The sequence below is a fragment of the Clostridium beijerinckii HUN142 genome (assembly GCF_000621745.1).
In the GTDB taxonomy this organism is placed as follows: Bacteria; Bacillota; Clostridia; order Clostridiales; family Clostridiaceae; genus Clostridium; species Clostridium beijerinckii_A.
Map to the genome: position 1 here is coordinate 17,502 of NZ_JHXK01000012.1, position 19,685 is coordinate 37,186.

The following is a 19,685-nucleotide window of genomic DNA, read 5'->3' on the forward strand; positions in this document are numbered from 1 at the left end:
TCGGTATTCAATTAGAAGCTGAACGGAAATTCGTATATATTATATATTTTTCCGAATTATATCCATATATCAAGGAATAAGAACGGAGGTACCTTATGGAAAGAGGCTATACTAAATCTAAATTTTCAGTTAGACAGATTGCAATGATCGGAATGCTTTCTGCAATTTCAATTTTCTTAGGATTAACTGGGCTTGGGTTCATACCAATTCCACCCGTAAAAGCTACTATAATGCATATTCCAGTTATTATAGGTGCGATAGTTGAAGGACCTATAGTTGGATCCCTAGTTGGATTAGTTTTTGGTTTATTCTCAATGTATCAAAATTTTACCGCTCCTGGTCCAACATCATTTATATTTTGGAATCCTATAATTGCATTAGTTCCTAGAGTCCTAATTGGAATTGTAGCATACTATGTGTATATACTTCTTAGAAAGAGATTTAAAAATCAAAGCATTAGTATTGCAATAGCATCAATCTGTGCTACATTAATTAACACTATCGGTGTTTTGGGTTTAACTTATGTATTTTACTTAGAAAGATATTCTGCTATTCTAAAGATAAATCCACAAACTGCTGGGATTGCAATTGCAACCATTGGTTTAACAAATGGAGTTCCTGAAGCTATAGTTAGTGCTGTAATATCAGTTCCTGTAATTGTAGCGATATTTAGAATTAAGAAAAAAATCTAGCTAAACTCTAAACATATAAGATGAAATATTTTATTAAATAATATAAATTATAAAGAGGCACTTATTAAAAGATGCCTCTTTTTTTATTCTAATTTTTAGTTATCTATAAATGACTACTATAAGAAATTAAAATACAGTATCTTATATAAATATTGAGCTCTACATCAATCAAGCACATTTTATTCACAAAAAATTCCTACAGATTATATTTATCTATAGGAATCTTTGGGAATTTAATTTTTGGCTAAACTGGTCTTATTATTATTTCTTCACCTTCACCATCAATCATGACCTTGGATCCATAACCTAATTCGCCCTTAATTATCATCCTAGCGAGTCTATTTTCCAAAGTGTTCTGAATATACCTTTTTAATGGCCTTGCTCCATAAACTACATCATATCCTTCTCTCGCCATTATTGTTTTTGCTTTATCTGTAACTTCTATTTGAATATTTTTATCATTTAACCTCAAACTTACTTCCATTAAGAATATATCTATAATTTTCTTAATACCAGACTCCGTTAATGGCTTAAACATTATAGTATCATCTACTCTATTTAAAAATTCTGGCTTAAATCTTGATTTTAAGACACTCATTACTTTTGATTTTATTTCTTCATTAACATGATCTTCATTAGTATTTTCTAATAAATATTCACTTCCGATATTTGAAGTCATAATTATTATAGAATTTTTAAAATCTACAGTTTTTCCCTTATTATCAGTCAATCTACCATCATCGAGTATTTGAAGAAATATATTAAATACATCTTCATGAGCTTTTTCAATTTCATCAAATAAAATTACACTATATGGTTTTCTCCTTACGGCTTCTGTTAGTTGGCCACCTTCATCATAACCTACGTATCCTGGAGGCGCTCCAACTAATCTAGATACAGAGTGCTTCTCCATATATTCTGACATATCAATACGAATGATATTTTCTTCTGAATCAAATAAATTTCTAGCTAACGTTTTAGCAAGCTCTGTTTTACCTACTCCTGTTGGACCTAAAAATATAAAGGATCCAATTGGCCTATTTATATCCTTAAGACCAGCTCTAGCTCTTAATATTGCATTAGTTACAGCTTCAATTGCTTCTCCTTGACCTATAACTCTAGTATTCATATCATCTTCTAGCCTTAAAAGTTTTTCTCTTTCTCCTTCAAGTAAATTAGTTACAGGAATTCCAGTCCATTTAGAAAGTACAGCAGATACTTCTTGCTCCGTTACTTCCTCCTTTAATAAGGCACCTTCATAATTTTCTCTTAATTCAATTTCTTTTTGCTTAATCTCTTCCTCTAAAGCAGGTATCCTGCTATATTGAATCTCAGCAACTTTGTTATAATCAAAGTTTCTTTGAGCCACTTCTATTTCTCCTCTAGCATCATCTAACTCACTTTTTAAAGTTTTAATAGCTGTAATTTGCTCTTTTTCCTTGGTATATTTTGCAGTCATTTCATCATTCTTTTCTTTTAATCCTGCAAGTTCTTTCTCTAAGTCATCTAACCTATTCTTTGAACCTTCATCTTTCTCTTTTGATAAAGCTTCTTTTTCTATTTCTAACTTAAATATTTTCCTTCTTATAACATCAAGTTCTGTTGGAAGTGAATCAATCTCAGATCTTATCATAGCCCCCGCTTCATCGATTAGGTCAATTGCCTTATCAGGCATATACCTATCTTGTATATATCTATCAGAAAGCTTTGCTGCTGCTACTATTGCTGAGTCATGAATTCTAATTCCATGGTGGATTTCAAATCTTTCTTTTAACCCTCTTAGTATTGCAATTGTATCATCTACTGTAGGCTCATCTATGATTACTGGTTGGAATCTTCTTTCTAAAGCTTTATCTTTCTCAATGTATTTTCTATATTCATCAAAAGTTGTTGCACCTATGCAATGTAACTCTCCTCTTGCTAATAGTGGTTTAATTAGATTACCAGCATCCATTGCTCCATCAGTCTTACCAGCTCCAACTATTGTATGAATTTCATCTATAAATAGTAATATTCTGCCCTCACTACTTTGAACTTCTTTTAATACTGCTTTTAATCTTTCTTCAAACTCGCCTCTATATTTAGCTCCTGCAATTAAAGATCCCATATCTAAAGCAAATATAATTTTATCCTTAAGGCCTTCCGGAACATCTCCCCTAACTATTCTTTCAGCTAATCCTTCAATAATTGCTGTCTTACCAACACCAGGTTCACCTATTAATACTGGATTATTCTTCGTTCTCCTTGATAAAATTCTTATTGTCCTTCTTATTTCCTCATCTCTTCCTATAACAGGATCTAATTTATGTTTTTTAGCAAGATCAACTAAATTAGTTCCATACTTTGCTAATGCATCATATGTCCCTTCTGGATCTTGTGTCTCAACTCTTTGACTTCCTCTAACTTCAGAAAGAACTTTTAAGAAATTGTCCTTGGTTACATTATATTGCTTTAATATTTTAGAAACTTGATTGTTATCTATCTCTATAATAGCAAGCATTAAATGTTCAACGCTCACATATGAATCTTCAAACTGTTTCGAAAATTCTTCAGCTTTGATTAACACTTCCTCTACTTTTCTAGTTATATATACATTTCCAACTCCCTCTCCTAAAACCTTTGGCATAGCATCCAATTCTTTATTTACTGAAACTTTTAAATTTTTTAATGATATACCCATTTTAGTAAGAATATTAGGAACTAACCCATCCTCCTGCTCCACAAGAGCTGAAAAAAGATGAATTAAATCTATTTGCTGATGATTAAATTTAACTGCTGTAACATTGGCATCATTCAATGCTTGTTGAACCCTCAACGTCATTTTATCAATATTCATACTTATTCCTCCTAAATCTCTATGTTTAATTTCGAAATTATTATTAAAACTAGTTTTATAACTATACCTAAATAATTTCTCTTTATCTATATAATAATACATAGGTCAAAGAAAGTCAAAGTTTGTTTAACCCTTTTTTAATTTTTTATTGTCTAAAGATTTATTTTAAATTTTGTTGTTTTATAGTAAAATAGTAATATAAATATTATTATCCTGTTATTTTACAGTTTAAAGGTATTAAACTTTTTAAAAGAGGTGATGTTATGAAAATAGGTTCTATCATTAAACCGAATTTCCATACAATTAATGTAAACGATACTATAGATAAAGCTTTAGATTTTATGGACAAACTCAATATTAATGGAATGCCCGTCGTAGATGATAAAGAAATTCTAGTAGGAATGATAGTAAAAGCTGACATATATAGATTTATGATACATCCAGGGCATTATGTTAGCTGTCCTGTTGAATGGGTTATGTCAAAATCAGTTATCTCTGCACAATCTGACGAAGATCTATTAACTGTAGCTAAACGTCTAAGAGAAAATGATATTATAACAATGCCTGTAATAGAAGATAGAAAAATTGTAGGAGTTATTAATATAGAGGATTTATTAGATTACTTCATTGATGCTGGTTCAAAAAATTAATAACAATAATATCTACACATGAGTTTAAGAGTTTAAATATATAATTACTGATCTTAAAAGCTTGATTGTGAATGTACAAAATAGAAGTGGTGATATTTTGTTAATCCACTATAATCGGATTAACAAAATGTCGCCACCTCTATTTATATATTTATGAGAAATTAGATTTTTTTATCAACAGCTAATGCAAGATTAAAATATTTTAGTGAATCTGCTGTAAGTCCAAGCTTGTAATAAAGCTTGCCCATATCCACATATCTATTTCTTCTTTCTTCCCTTGTTCCAAACTTAAATAATGAATCTAATGATAGATTCATATATTTTTCTGCTTCTAAATGTTTGTCCATTTTTTGAAGAATTATGCCTTTAAAATAATATGACTTCTCAATTAATTTTATATTATCAGTCATAATGGCTAAATTTAATGATTCTTCTGTAATCTTATAAGCTATTTCATACTCTGAATTATCAATTAATATTCTAGTACAATAATTCAAAAACTCCACATACTTTTCTACATTATCTTGTGGAAATATATTTATTCCAGCTTCTATTTCAGATATTGCTTTTTCCTTTTCTTCTACCTCAAAATAATACTTTCCATAATTTCCATGGGATGTTGCTAGTGAAATAGGATTGTATCTTTGATATTGAAATGCTTTATTTTTATATTCATCGATATACTCTTTCTTTAACTTAATACATACTGTGGCATATATATGATATATTTTTCCCTTGCTTTCATCTGTTTTAAGATCATCAACATATCCTATAATCTCTGATAAAATGTTATATGCTTCTTCAGATTTTCTTAAATTCTGATAACACAGTGCTTCATTATAACCTATTAAACAATACTCTGAGCTATCAAATCCATCTTTTTTTAATTTAAACATTTCTCTAAGTTTGCTGTAATAAGAAATAGCCTCAATATATTCACCATTTTGAGATAGATAACGTGCCATATCTTTGAAATAGATTGCCGTATTTTCTTCCGTATTATTTCTTTGATATAAATCATAATATTGCGAAACTATAAGTTGAATATTTTCAACCTTATTTTCCTCTACATAATATGAAAATAGTATATGTATTAATTCAAAAGCTAAGTCATAATATTTATATTTTAGAGCATAACTCAAGTTATCTTTTAATTTATTTTCAGAATCAGTATCACAGGATACATTCTTTTTTATTGTCTTTAAATTATTCATTATTTGTTCATATACATCTTCTATCAAATAATCTACATCTATCTCTATCTTTTCAGCTATATAATTTAGTAATTCAGTATCTGCCTTGATCTTTCCATTTTCTATACAACTCATCTTGGCAATTGAAATCTTATTTCCGCATAATTCTTTCAATGTTATACCTTTAAATACTCTAGCTCTTTTTATCTTTTCGCCAGTAGATAGTATTTCCAAATATCTCACCCACTTACTTATAATTTATAATTTTCTAACTTTTCTGCTTCATTGAATAACTTTATTCCTTGATTTAAATAATATGAAGCCTCTTCTTCTTCTTTTTTGTCTATGAAATATTTTCCGACTCTCATAGCTAATTCAGCAGCTTTAGACAACTTACCGCTATTTTTTGCTAATACATATGTATCAATCAATACACTTTCTGCTTGCTCTAATTTATCGTCAATATTAAACATAGTATATTTTATTAGCTTGCACTCAATTTTTCTGTCTATATCATACTCTTCAATTCTATTTTCTATATCTTTTAGTATTTTACTGCATTGTTCAGTATTCTTTAATTTCAAATAACTTTTACAAATATCTATAAGTATGTCATTTATGCACCCCACCCGGTTCTGTGTGCTGATACTTTTTGATATTTCATAATGTTTAAGAGATTCATCTAAATTTCCTAACTCATAAAACAATTTTCCTAAATTATGTTCTATATTAACTATGCTTTTGTTATACTGTATCTTTTTATATACTTCTAATGTTTTCTTTGAATATTTTATGGCATTTGGTAAGTCACCTTTTTTATTAAATTCTTCTGCTAACGAGAATAGATTTCTTGCATAATCTTCGTCATTATACACTTGTTCAAATCTATTTCTTGCTAGACATGAATATTCCAAGGCTAAATCCAATTCTTCTATATCGTAATAAGTTCTGGCCATATTGTAGTATATTTCTCCCATCAAAAAATCATCTACAACCTTATTATCGATATATACTTTTTCAGCCTGTTTTAGGTAACTGCTAGAAGAATGATATGCTTTTAATTCTAAAGCAATATTAGCTAAATGTAGAAAGGTTTTTATTATTTGCTCATAATTATTATTTTTTACAAAAATTACATTTGCTGATAAAAAAAACTTCTGAGCCATAGGAAAATCTCTCTTATACATATAGGATTTTGCTGTTATAAAATATATCATTGCTTTTCTATATTCTAGATTATATTTTTCACAGTAGTATAGAGCATTATCAATATATCTTTGACCTTTTTCATAATCTCCCTGCAGTATGCACGATTCCCCTACCTGTTCGTAATATAAACTAATCTTTTCAGCTTGGCTTTCTTCTGATTCCATTAAATATTCTACATTTGTGTTCAATGTATCAGCTAAATATTCTAGCAAATCTACTGATGGATTTGAACGACCAGATTCCACCAAACTTATTTGTCCCGGAGTTATTCTGTCTCTTGCCAAATCCTTCAATGTCATATTTAATTGTTTTCTTCTTCTCTTAATTTTTTCTCCTAATGATAGAATTTCCATCTTTTTAATCCTTCTCTATTCAACAAATTATTTAGTTATTTTAATATAATTTCCTTAATTATAACATAAATTTATAAAAAACTGCATAAAAATATAAATGTGCCCCAAATTTTATATAATTTAATTTTATTATCCATATTTATGTACAAAAGTATAAATACAATAAATAAAAATAAAAAGGCATGAAATAAATTCATGCCTTTCTATTTTAATCATGCCTAATCTTTACACATTAAATTTTCTTTTTTTATTTTATCTCATCCAATCTTGAACCTCATCATATGCAGATTCAGCCATATTTTTCATTCTTCTTCCTGCTCTTCTCATTGTCTTTTGAGTTCTTCTACCCATATATGGCATTAGAGACATTTCGACAGCAACTCCAATTAAAAGTCCAGCCATCATTCCCTTAGAAAATCTTTCCATAATAAACACCTCTTTAATATATATTTATTTTCTATAAATATATTGTGTATTAATTAAAAAGTTATCCAAGTTAATTTATTCCATAGTTATATATAGTTTTAAAAGTATTCTAAAAAAATACATATACATATTACAATCAGCTTTCTACATTTCAGTCTTAATTAAGCACTTATTTTATTTGCATTTTAAATGTAAATCTATTATTCCAATATATACTGGTTTAATTATTATCAACATACTCTTTAAGTAGATAAAAAATTAGTTTTTCTTTTTCTTTGCTTAATAGCTTGGAAATTATCTTTTTACCCTCAATATCATTATTTCTATATAAACTAATAATTTGTTCAAATCTAATTTCATCATCATTTTTTTTATCTGCATTTAATATATTTTCCATTTGCAGATTTTCATCTTTACCAATTAAAATTATATTATTTGAATTGCCTGGAGCTATGCTTAAAATTTCTTCTTTCACCTTGGTATTAGAAACCTTTATGACATTTTTACTTAGCCATTTTTCAACAGTTCTATCAGAGGCTATTCCTAAGCACTCTTTACATTTCTCATCAACAAGCTCATTAAACAAATCTCCAGTATGACTATCAACTTTTACAAATATAATTTCCATTCCAGAATTTATTAACTCTTGCATCTTTTTATAATATTGCATAGATGATTCTTCTTTTCGTTCCCATGCTCCGGTCGCATGATGAGCTATTCCCTCATAGTCATGAAATAAAACCACCTTTTTTTGTCCATGTTCTAAAGCATATTCAACAGCTCTAACAGCTCCCTTAAGTTCGCCTGCTATTTGTCTTATATTTTTAGAAGAACTATCTTTTTCAGCTCCGCTTTCTATATATTCTACAACATCATTATTAACACAAACTACTCCATAAGAATATCTTCCATCAGAAGAATTATAGCTTCCATCAACATATGCATGAAGGCAATCTTTGGGATAACTTTCATCACTCTTTTTTAGCATTCTATTTCCTTCGTTTAGATATGATTTTGCCTCTTCAATATCCTCAAAACTCTTATACTTAGCCCCTTTTACCCCTTTTACATATGTTAAGCATTCGTTCCAGGTATTAACTATTACATTTTCAACCTTTTTGTTGTTTTTAATATCAAAACCATATTGTATTGCATAAACTTTTTTCGCCATATATTATTCCTTTCTCTGACTCTCTAACTTATTGTATACTTTTCATATGATATTTATAAACTTGATAATCTATATGTTATTAAACTTACAAATAATATTTTCTATAGTGATGATAATTCTTCTACAGCACTATATAATTTTTCAATATTTGTAGCATTTGTAAAGTTGGCTAGATATTCGATTCCCTTTTTTAATACTAAAAGTATATCATTTTCCCCTTCCCAATTCTCTACTATTATGGATAATGGTATATCTTTAAGAATTTTATTTAAAACGAAAAATATCACTCCAATATCATCAATTACACCGATAAATGGTATACTATTAGGTATTATGTTAACTGGTACAGTTACATATGCTATTCCTGCTGACATTATCAGCTTGGTCTTTATAGATACTCTTTTATCCTTGAGTAATCTATATATTAAAGAAACTATATCTGGTAATATAAATATATACTCTTTATAATCTCTCACATTTTCAGACAATTTATTTGTAATTTTATTTCTTCCAACTGAATAGCAATCTTTAGTTTTATCTATACTATCCAATAACGCTATATCAATTTCTTCTTCTTCACTTTTCTCTTCAACATTCCTTTCCTTTATTAATTCTCCTAATATTGAAATCTTAACATTAGAAATTTCAGCCCATACCTCTGATCTTTTCATGAAGACTTCATTAATATTTAGATTAATATATGGTACATCTTGAAGTATTGTATTTATATCAATTATTACTTTATCCCTATCACTATCTATTCCATACTTTTTAAAAGCTTTTGCTAATTGCTTTAACACAAAACTTCTCAATATTTTGAAGAAACCAACATTTAATACTTTAACTTTAACTATTTTTACAATAATTTTGTTATGAACACATCCAACTAATTGAACCTTTATATTAAAGTCTATATTTATTCCTTTTTTCAAGCTTCCTTCTAATATTATTCCATTATTAATAGTTACTGTTCTTAAATCCAAACCATCAATCTTAACAAACTCATTGATTATACTTAATATATCATTACCAGTCAATTTAACTTTTACTTCTGATATGTTCATTTTTTATTCCCCTTTAGAGTAAATTCTTACTTTATATATAAATTAAATCAAATTAATTTCCTAAATATACTTAAAAGTATACATTATTCCAGAAAATTATTAAAGACATGTTATATATAGATTTTATACTTCTTCCTAAACAATAAAAATTTCCATTTTACTTTCTTGAAAAAAAAGAAGGCATGCCTTAATGTCATTTTGTTATCCAAACGACATTTGGCATAGCCTCTCTTCTTGTAATATATCATATTTAATGTTGTAAATACTAGTTATTACCTACTTCTTTTCTTAATCTATATGTTCAAAATGAACTATTAAAATACTGGAATTACTGAACCATTATATTCTTTTTCTATAAATTCTTTTACTTCTGGTGATGTCATAGCTTTTACTAAAGCTTTGATTTTTTCTTGATTTTCATTACCTTCTTTTACAACAACTATGTTTGCATAAGGTTTAGCAGCTTCTGAAGCCTTATCTTCAATAATAATTGCATCTTTTGCCGGATTAAACTTAGCTTCTATAGCATAGTTTCCATTAATTACTGCAGCATCAACGTCGTCTATTGCTCTTGGAACTGCTGCTGCTTCTAATTCATTAAACTTTAAGTTCTTAGGATTTTCAGTAATATCCTTTGATGTAACTAATTCTCCATCTTTAATTTTTATTAAGCCTTTTCCTGCTAATAATTTTAATGCTCTAGCTTCATTTGATGGATCATTAGGAACGGCAATTGTAGCTCCATCTTTAAGTTCATCTAAACTTTTTACCTTCTTAGAGTATAATCCCATTGGTTCTAAATGTACGGCACCAACCGAAACTAGGTGATATCCCTTAGATGAATTTTGTTCATTTAAGTATGGAGTATGTTGGAAGAAATTTGCATCTAGTGAACCTTCTTCTACAGCAGTGTTAGGTTGATTGTAATCATTAAATTCTGTTATTTCTACTGTATATCCTTCTTTTTCAAGTAATGGTTTGGCTATATTTACTATTTCTTCATGTGGCTTTGGTGTTACCCCAATCTTTATTACCTTGTCATTTTTAGAATCTTTGCTTCCTGAAGTAGTTGTGCCCCCACAACCTACTAATCCTAGTGTTACTACTCCTGCTAAAACTACTGATAAAATTGATTTCTTTTTCATATTTATTCCCCCTATTTTGATAATTTATTGTAAAAATAATTGCCTATAAGCTGTAGTCCTTGTACTACTATGATTAACACAATACATGTTACTACCATATAATCAGTTTGGAATCTTTGGTATCCATAGCTTATAGCCACTTGACCAAGACCTCCACCCCCAATAGTTCCTGCCATTGCAGAATATCCAACAATGCTTATTATTGTAAGAGTAATTCCTGATGCTATTGAAGGAATTGCTTCTTTAAGCATTACCTTAAAGATAATTTGAGTGTTTGATGCTCCAAAAGATCTTGCCGCCTCTATTATTCCTTTATCCACTTCTCTAAGTGAGGATTCTATAATTCTTGCTACAAATGGTGCTGCTGCAATTGTAAGTGGAACAATAGCCGCTTCTGTACCTATAGATTTACCAGCAATAAACCTAGTTAATGGTATTATTGCTACCATTAATATAATAACTGGAAAACTTCTTAATATATTAATTATTAAATCCAAAACTGTATAAATTACTTTATTTGGTCTTAATCCGTCCTTTGCAGTAACTGTCAATATTATTGCAGGTATAAATCCTAAAATAAGTGAACCTATAGTCGATGCAAAAACCATCTCTAGAGTTTCTATTAAAGCTTTTACTATTACCTGATTCATTATTCAATCACCTCCAATAAGATATCTTTATTTTCAAGGTACTTTATAACCTTGTCCTTATCTTCTTCGCTGATATTTATTACAAGCCCGCCTAATACTTCACTCCTAAACTTTTCAAGCTTACCCCAAACTATTGAGAAATCTATCTCTAATTCCCTTGCCATCTTTGTGATTAGTGCATTTTCAGAAGAATCACTTGGAAAGAATATCTTAATATTAACGCCATCTTCTGGTAATATTCCTTCATCTTCTTCACCCAAGAATTTCTTCAAAGACTTTCCTGGCTGTAAGAATAAATCTTCTGCTCTTCCTTCTGCCTTTATTTCTCCACCATCTAGCAATGCAACTTTTTCACAAACTTCTTTTATTACTTCCATTTGATGAGTTACCATTACTATTGTAATTCCTAATTCTTTATTTATTTTAGAAAGTAATGCTAAAATATCTTTTGTAATTTTAGGATCTAATGCAGAAGTTGCTTCATCACAAAGTAGTATTTTAGGGTCTAACGCTAATGCCCTTGCTATTGCTACTCTTTGTTTTTGTCCACCACTAAGCTCTGACGGTTTGCTTAGCTTTTTGTCTGTTAATCCAACTAAATCTAATAACCTTAATACTTTGTCCTTAATTTCACTTTTGTTGTACCCCCACACTTCAAGAGGAAGAGCAACATTATCAAAAACATTTTTTCTTTGCATAAGATTAAAATTTTGAAAAATCATCCCCAAATCTTTTCTAAATTCCCTAAGACTTCTGCCATCTAATGATGAAACTTCTTTCCCCATTACATTTATTGACCCTCCATCATAAGATTCAAGTCCATTAATGCATCGAAGTAATGTTGACTTTCCTGCCCCGCTATGTCCTATTATTCCATAAATTTCGCCCTCTTTAATGCTTATTGATACATCTTTTATTACTTGTGTTTCCCCAAAACTTTTTACCACATTCTTGATTTCTATCAAACACATTTCCTCCTTTGACTTTGTTTTGTTAGTTTCCGGATAACTAAGGTGATGTACTAATTAAGTTAATTACTACAAGTTCACCTCAAAACAAAAGCGCTAGAGAATAAATCTCTAGCGCATAAAACACCATACAAATTTATCCTCTCATCTATCAGCTAAAAGCTGCTGGAATTAGCACCATATAAATATCATTTAGTGAAAAATAATATTTCGGTTGCCGGGTTTCAAAGGGCCAGTCCCTCCACCGCTCTCGATAAGATATTCAGATTATTTAATTTAGCTTTGACCTAATTATATACAACTTTTTTTAATTTGTCAAAATCTATAGAATAACCTTTTGCTCTCCCAAATCCAAGTATTGTAATCGGATTAGTTTTATTATATATACTTTCCACATATAATGCAAGATTTTTTTGCGAGATTAATTAATAATTTTAAATTTATGATGCAAATATTAAATTATTCTATACATATATTATCAAATCCGCTTTATATGATATACATTTCTGTTAAATATTTAAAATGAATATTTAAGTTAATAAAAGTATTCGTATTAAGAAGGTATAAATATTTCACAATAAAATTAGAAACCATACACATGTAGATAAATCTATCTATGTGCATGGCTTCTGATTTTCACTAGAATTATATATACATTTTATGCCTCAAAATAATTGCTTCATATCTTAAGCTGCTTTTTTCTGTCCATCTACATTTAGCACATCCCAATTATTTGAGCAATCTGGAGATATCTCTCCATGTTTTTTAATGTAGCTTATCATTAGGCTTCTCACTTGGCCATCATCACCAAGCGCTTTTCCTGAATCATAAACAATAATACTTGGATCAGTATTGCTTAATCCAGCAGCCTTCATAAAGCCTCCGCCACCGTTAAATCTATAATTGTTTATAGCGACTGTAAATTCGTCTGAATCTTTTACTTCTACTCCATTAACTTTTAAATTCTTTATTCTATTTCCTGCTATTACTCTTCCTGTTTCCTTATCGATAGTGCACGCGGGTTGTGTTAAATCTATATCATATGTTGCACCATATAATTGATCCAAGTTATAATCTGGAATATTTAATATTGGATCTTTTATTACTGCTGCATTACCCCCTGTTGTTTGAGCATAATATCTAACTGAATATTCCATCCAGTCCTTCAATTGCTTTCCTGTCATTTTTACTCCATACAAAAAGTTTTCAAATACATATACTGCCATCATATCTTTTATTGTAACATCGCCTTGAGGTATATATGCTCCAGAACTTAATGGTGCCGCAATTGATAATTGAGTCCCAGCACTTTCTTTTTGTACTTTATTAATGAGCTCCATAATTGCAGTAGGCTCAGTTAATTGTCCACTTCCTGTAAATTCTCCAGTTGAAGTTCCTATTTTTGTATCTACATATTTTAATGTTGTATCTTCATAAGGTTTAATTAAATCAACAATTTCTTGATCATCTGCAATACTATTATCAATAACAATATTTTTTGTTGAAATTCCTATAAGCTTTTCATTTCCATCAAAGTTCATATCCACTTGTGCCAAGCCTGTAGCTCCCTTAGTTGATTCAACTATTGGAACAACTTTACCTTCTGGATTCTTCTTAGTTAAATCATTCACTTTCAAATGTGTGTGACCTGCTATAATTGCATCTATTCCATTAACTTGTGTCGCTATTGCATTAATTTCATTTTCCGGTATAACATCTGCATCACTCTCTTGACCGCTATGTGCTGAAATTATAACAATATCTGCTCCCTTGTCTTTTACTTCCTTAACCCACTTTTTAGATTCATCTACAAGATCATTGAATACCAATCCATCATAATGTTTTTTATCTTCCCAACTTGGTATACATTTATTTTCTAAACCTATAACCGCTACTTTGACTTCTTTACCGTTAACATAAAAACTTTTCATTATATATGGATCTACAAAATTTGTTGAATCGTTCCTATATATATTAGCTCCAAGTACTGCTATTCCTTCTGATTTATAGTCTTTAATTACTCTATTTAATACATCTAATCCATAATTGAATTCATGATTTCCTAGTGTCCACGAATCATACTTCATAGCTCCCATAACCTTTGCCATAGGGTGCTCTAAAGTAGTATCTAGAATATCATAGTAATATGATAGTGGTGTTCCTTGAATTGTGTCTCCATTATCAATTAGCATCACATTATTATTATTTTCTCTTACACTTTTAACATATGATGAAACTTTAGCTAATCCCTGTGCTTTAGCTGGTGCTTTTCCTGTTCCATAATCATAGTTTAAAACTGTACCATGAACATCTGTTGTTGCTAATAAAGTTATTGAACTAGATATATTAATCATTCTTGATATATCAGTATTAGGTATTGTATTTTTATCATTTTTATCCTTATTTTCTTTACACCAATCTATAAATGCATCTCTTACTAGAACATGAGTATCATTTTTAACATCTAACCCGCCATACTTTGTAAATGCAGTAAATGAATCTCCTCCTTGAGCCACAAAGTCTGGGACTGCTACAGATAAACTTTCGTTATCACTAATAGGAGTTCCATCTTCCTTTGTAATAGTTTTAACTCTTTGGCCCGATGGAAGATTTGAATTATAGCTAAATTTAATTCCTGATACCTGTAATCCCTTGCTTTTATCCGCAACAGCCTGTTCTAAAACTTCTTTTAATTGAGATTTTGTCATGCTTAATTTATAAATTGTGTTATCAAAAGGCATAAACTGCCACATAGTTCCAACTGTAATATTTCCTTGTGGAATATCTATTCTAAGACCTCCATTGTTTTGGAAACCAACATCAGCTTTAATAGAATTTCTTGTAACATCAGATGCCCAATTTCCTAAAACTGATGATCCATATGGAGATACATCTAATTTTCTTGTTAAATCCTTTTCTGTATTATACCCAATAACTTCACTCGTCATTGGTTCTATATGTTTATTGGCATTATCTACAATTTTATCAACATCACTGTCTGTTTGTGGTGTTCCAGTTTTATATCCTTTGTCATTATCTAACGCCACATAACTTGTTTCAATACTTGGCTGATTAAATATGATTTTATTATCACTATTTATCGTAAATTTAGCATCTATATATCCTTTACCATTTGATCCACCAATATATACTGGGATATTTGTATTCTTAGCAATCGCAGCAGTTTTAGTATGGCTATGTCCACCAAACACAGCATCTACATTCTGAACATTATTAGCCAGATCAAATATTGGTCCTGTTGCATTATCACCATTATCACCTTCATGTACCAATACTATTACTACATCTGCCAACTTATCTTTCTTTATTTGTAATGCAATAGGATTTATTTCACTTGCAAGATCTGTAAATTTATAGTCACTCACAAATTTAGGCGATACACTCGTTTCTGTTTCTCTTGTTATTCCACCTATAACTGCAATTTTTACGCCATCTTTAGTTATAATTTTATATGGATCAAATACACGTTTTCCAGTCTTCTTATCATAAAGATTGCTGCAAACTATTGAATATGCTGATCCTTTCATTGTTGTATTTATAGTTGTATCCAATCCCCAATCAAACTCATGATTTCCAAGAGTTGTTATCTCCATTCCAATCTTAGACATAGCCTCCTGAACAGGAACCCCTTTCATGATATTAGATGTTGCAGAACCTTGATACAGATCACCTCCACCTAAAATCAATGTTCTATCTTTATTGGACTCCTTCACTTTTTCTACTCTATCTGCTAAAACCCCTGCAACTTGATTTCCTGATGAATCATTAAGTGCCCCATGAAAATCAGTAATTTCGATAACGTCAAATATTTTTTCATTCTCAGTTGCATAAGCTCTTATAGAAAATGAACTAAATAAAGTAATTATAAAAAATAAGCTAGTGAAAATTGATATAACTTTTCTGAACTTTAGAAGTTTTTTCATAATTATTTTCCCCCTAATACTAATCTCATTTACATATTATTACTCATAAAAAATTATATGACACATATTTTTATAATAATATATTTACTGTAAATGTAATTCATGTATCATTCAGGTTATTCTTATAATAATTTTATTTATCAAACTCATATTATCTTGTGTTTAATCAAATAAAAAACTACCAAAAATATTTTTATACTTTCGGTAGCATACTTAATTAGTATTTATTTTTTTCCTTAATTGCTCTATCCATGTCCCTCTTATGAGCTCTTTCTAACATCGAGTCTCTCTTATCATAATTTTTCTTACCTTTACAAACTCCAAGCGCAACCTTAACTTTTCCATCCTTTAAATACAATGATAAAGGGATTAGGGTATATCCATCTCTAGACACTAAACCATCAAGCCTTCTTATTTCATCTCTATGAAGGAGTAATTTTCTTTCTCTTAATGGATCTACATTAAATATATTTCCTTGTTCATAAGGAGATATGTGCATATTCTTTACAAATATTTCATCATTATATATATCTGCGTAACAATCTTTAAGATTTACTCTTCCATTTCTTATTGATTTAACCTCTGTCCCAACTAAAACTAATCCTGCTTCCATTGCCTCTTCTATAAAATATTCATGCCTTGCTTTTCTATTTTCTGCCAATGAATTTTCATTTCTTTTTCTTGCCATCTTAATCACCCGCTATGGTTATATTTCTACTAAAATTATATTATACCCATTTCTGTAAATCAACTTATTTTGAGCATTGCTAAATATCAACACTCAAAATAAGTCTATACGCATAAAGTTTTAATTCCTCAGAATATAAAAATCATATCTTATACTTCAACTAACTCTTTTTCTATTTCGTCAACTTTTTCTTCTGATTCAGAATCTTTATTTGTTTCTTCTCTTTTTGGCTCTTGCGTAATCTTAAAAAATATTTCTCTATTTGTTATATCTACATTAACACATTCTATTTTTACTTTATCTCCAAGTTTATATAGCTTTTTAGTTCTTTCACCAATCAAGCTTAGATTTGCTTCATTGAATATATAATAATCATCATCTAGATCTGTTATATGAACTAAACCTTCAATTGTGTTTGGTAGCTCAACAAATATTCCAAAAGATGTAACTGAAGATATAATCCCTTCAAATTCTTGACCAATTCTCTCTTGCATATATTCAGCTTTTTTAAGATCATCAACTTCTCTTTCCGCATCTTGAGCTTTTCTTTCCATTTCTGATGATTGTTTAGCCGCATAACCTACTATATTTTTTAATTTATTTATTCTAGTTCCATCTACTTCTCCATGCAAATATTCTTTTATAATTCTATGAATTTGCAAATCAGGGTATCTTCTTATTGGCGAAGTGAAATGGCAGTAGTACTCAGCTGCAAGCCCAAAATGTCCACTACACTCCGGTGCATATCTTGCCTGCATCATAGATCTTAATAACAGTGTACTTACAACTGTTTCCTCATTTTTTCCCTTAACCTTTTCTAGAATATCTTGAAAACTTTTTGGTCTTATTTCTTCTGTCCATTGGATAGCATATCCCAAGTTATAAACAAATTCTTTGAATTTAGCTAATTTTTCTTCATCTGGACTCTCATGTATTCTATATACAAAAGGTAAATGAGTGCCAAACATATGCTCTGCAACTGTCTCATTTGCTGCTAACATAAATTCTTCTATCATCCTGTTTGATATTTCACGATCATACGGTTTAATCTCAATTGGTTTTCCTAAATCATTAAGTGTTATTTTAGCTTCTGCTATTTCAAAATCAATAGCTCCTCTTCTTGTTCTCTTATTTCTTAATATGCCACATAACTCTTCCATCATTTTAAAGTCATCTACAAGATAATCATATCTTTTTATAAGTTCTTCATCATTATCTCTTAATATCTTTGTAACATCTTTATATGTCATTCTCTCATTGGTTTTGATTACAGACTCTACAATTTCATGATCTACAACTTTTCCTTTATGATCTATTTCCATGAAGCAAGTTAATGTTAACCTATCTACTCTAGGGTTTAATGAGCATATCCCATTAGATAATTTTCTAGGTAACATTGGAACAACTCTATCAATTAAATAAACTGACGTTGCTCTTTTCAATGCTTCCTTATCCAATGGACTATTTTCTTTTACGTAGTGAGTTACATCAGCAATGTGAACTCCCAATTTAAAGTTTCCATTACTTAGTTTTTCGATAGATACAGCATCATCTAAGTCCTTGGCATCCTCGCCATCTATTGTGACCATTCTCAAATCTCTTAAGTCTCTTCTGCCTTTATATTCTTCTTCATCAATCTCCTCAGAAATACCTTCAGCATATTTTTGAACTTTTTCACTAAATTCTTCTGGAAGTCCAAGTTTTTTGATTATCATTAGAATATCTATTCCTCTGTCGCCTTTTCTTCCTAAGACTTCTGTTACAACTCCTTCAGCCTTTCTATTTTCTTCAGGCCATCTTGTTATCTTAACTGTAACAACATCTCCATCTTTAGCGCCATTCCTATCCTTTTTCGAAATAAATACGTCTTTTGATATTCTTGGATCCTCAGAAACTACAAATCCAAAATTTTTAGAATCTTCATATACGCCTACTATTCTAGTTGTATTTCTTTCGATAATTTCAACTACTTCGCCTTCTCTTTTTTTAGTTTTTGTATCTTCTCTTGTTACTCTAACGGATATTTTATCACCATTCATAGCTCCATTTATACAATTACTTGGAATAAATACGTCTTTTTGTCCCTCTTCTTCTGGGATTAAAAATCCAAAACCTTTTGAATGTGACTGAAGTGATCCTATAATAAGACCTTCTTCCTCATGTTCCTCGTTAGCTATCATATACTTATCTTTTTTTGTTCTTATAATAAATCCCTCATCTTCCATAGTCCTCAAAGTCTTTTTAAACGCATTATATTCATTTTTCTTTATATCAAATACAGCAATTAATTCTTCAATGTCCATTGGTCTATATGCAGGTTCTTTCATAAAACTTGCTAATGTCTGTTTTATTCCCATAATTTCTTCCTCCATTATACTATTACTATATCTTATTCCTATATATCTATATACTACCACAATAACCTTGTACAATATAGATTTTATCTTATTTTAATATTAGTATTGACATATATATTCTAATTTATTTATATACTATAGTTTAGTTAATTAAAAAATATCAATATTTGAGTTGTTTATATATGATGCAATGATAAATTTACATTTAAAATCCTGTTAATACAAATATTCAAATAAGGCTGGTAATTTAAAAAATCAATTGAAATATATATCCAAGAATTATTTAACAAAAAAATAGATATCCCCTTTTAGCAAAAGGATATCTATAAATGACTTCAT

At 29.4% G+C, this 19,685-nt stretch carries 14 protein-coding genes and 1 riboswitch; of the genes, 2 read left to right on the forward strand and 12 right to left on the reverse strand.

Annotated elements, in window-relative coordinates:
- Positions 1-95: 95 nt before the first annotated feature.
- Positions 96-692 carry an ECF transporter S component gene (locus tag T483_RS0106685; protein WP_011967994.1) on the forward strand — a complete coding sequence of 199 codons (597 nt, stop codon included), beginning with the start codon at positions 96-98 and terminating at the stop codon, positions 690-692.
- Positions 693-936: 244 nt separating this feature from the next.
- On the opposite strand, the gene clpB is transcribed toward T483_RS0106685, so the two are convergent.
- Positions 937-3,528: an ATP-dependent chaperone ClpB gene (gene clpB, locus T483_RS0106690; RefSeq protein ID WP_026886157.1), complete on the reverse strand. Its 2,592-nt coding sequence runs from the start codon at positions 3,526-3,528 to the stop codon at positions 937-939.
- Between the two features lie 263 nt (positions 3,529-3,791).
- On the opposite strand from clpB, the gene T483_RS0106695 reads away from it, so the two are divergent.
- On the forward strand, positions 3,792-4,178 hold the full coding sequence (locus T483_RS0106695; RefSeq protein ID WP_026886158.1) for a CBS domain-containing protein: 387 nt from the start codon (positions 3,792-3,794) through the stop codon (positions 4,176-4,178).
- 161 nt (positions 4,179-4,339) lie between these two features.
- On the opposite strand, the gene T483_RS0106700 is transcribed toward T483_RS0106695, so the two are convergent.
- From T483_RS0106700 to rnr, 11 genes are all read right to left on the reverse strand, one after another.
- On the reverse strand, positions 4,340-5,605 hold the full coding sequence (locus T483_RS0106700) for a transcriptional regulator (RefSeq protein WP_026886159.1): 1,266 nt from the start codon (positions 5,603-5,605) through the stop codon (positions 4,340-4,342).
- A gap of 17 nt (positions 5,606-5,622) precedes the next feature.
- Positions 5,623-6,933 carry a tetratricopeptide repeat protein gene (locus tag T483_RS0106705; RefSeq protein WP_026886160.1) on the reverse strand — a complete coding sequence of 437 codons (1,311 nt, stop codon included), beginning with the start codon at positions 6,931-6,933 and terminating at the stop codon, positions 5,623-5,625.
- A gap of 252 nt (positions 6,934-7,185) precedes the next feature.
- Positions 7,186-7,359 carry a YtxH domain-containing protein gene (locus T483_RS30925; RefSeq protein ID WP_155268457.1) on the reverse strand — a complete coding sequence of 58 codons (174 nt, stop codon included), beginning with the start codon at positions 7,357-7,359 and terminating at the stop codon, positions 7,186-7,188.
- A 220-nt stretch (positions 7,360-7,579) separates the two neighbouring features.
- Positions 7,580-8,530, reverse strand: coding sequence for a viroplasmin family protein (locus T483_RS0106715; protein ID WP_026886161.1), 951 nt, complete (start codon positions 8,528-8,530; stop codon positions 7,580-7,582).
- A 101-nt stretch (positions 8,531-8,631) separates the two neighbouring features.
- Positions 8,632-9,594 (reverse strand): YkvA family protein, encoded by a 963-nt coding sequence (locus tag T483_RS0106720; protein ID WP_026886162.1) that lies wholly within the window; start codon positions 9,592-9,594, stop codon positions 8,632-8,634.
- 314 nt (positions 9,595-9,908) lie between these two features.
- Complete coding sequence (locus T483_RS0106725; RefSeq protein WP_026886163.1) at positions 9,909-10,739, reverse strand: MetQ/NlpA family ABC transporter substrate-binding protein; 831 nt, start codon at positions 10,737-10,739, stop codon at positions 9,909-9,911.
- Positions 10,740-10,750: 11 nt separating this feature from the next.
- Positions 10,751-11,389, reverse strand: coding sequence for a methionine ABC transporter permease (locus tag T483_RS0106730; protein WP_026886164.1), 639 nt, complete (start codon positions 11,387-11,389; stop codon positions 10,751-10,753).
- The gene (locus tag T483_RS0106735; protein WP_026886165.1) at positions 11,389-12,354 is read right to left on the reverse strand and encodes a methionine ABC transporter ATP-binding protein; all 966 of its coding nucleotides are present in this window, start codon (positions 12,352-12,354) and stop codon (positions 11,389-11,391) included. The genes T483_RS0106730 and T483_RS0106735 overlap by 1 nt, the downstream gene beginning before the upstream one ends.
- Positions 12,355-12,498: 144 nt before the next feature.
- Positions 12,499-12,617, reverse strand: a riboswitch (SAM riboswitch).
- Positions 12,618-13,043: 426 nt separating this feature from the next.
- Positions 13,044-16,301 carry a bifunctional metallophosphatase/5'-nucleotidase gene (locus tag T483_RS28795; protein WP_035790065.1) on the reverse strand — a complete coding sequence of 1,086 codons (3,258 nt, stop codon included), beginning with the start codon at positions 16,299-16,301 and terminating at the stop codon, positions 13,044-13,046.
- A gap of 217 nt (positions 16,302-16,518) precedes the next feature.
- Positions 16,519-16,989, reverse strand: coding sequence for an SsrA-binding protein SmpB (gene smpB / locus T483_RS0106745; RefSeq protein ID WP_026886166.1), 471 nt, complete (start codon positions 16,987-16,989; stop codon positions 16,519-16,521).
- A gap of 149 nt (positions 16,990-17,138) precedes the next feature.
- The gene (gene rnr, locus T483_RS0106750; RefSeq protein ID WP_026886167.1) at positions 17,139-19,346 is read right to left on the reverse strand and encodes a ribonuclease R; all 2,208 of its coding nucleotides are present in this window, start codon (positions 19,344-19,346) and stop codon (positions 17,139-17,141) included.
- Between the last annotated feature and the right edge of the window lie 339 nt (positions 19,347-19,685).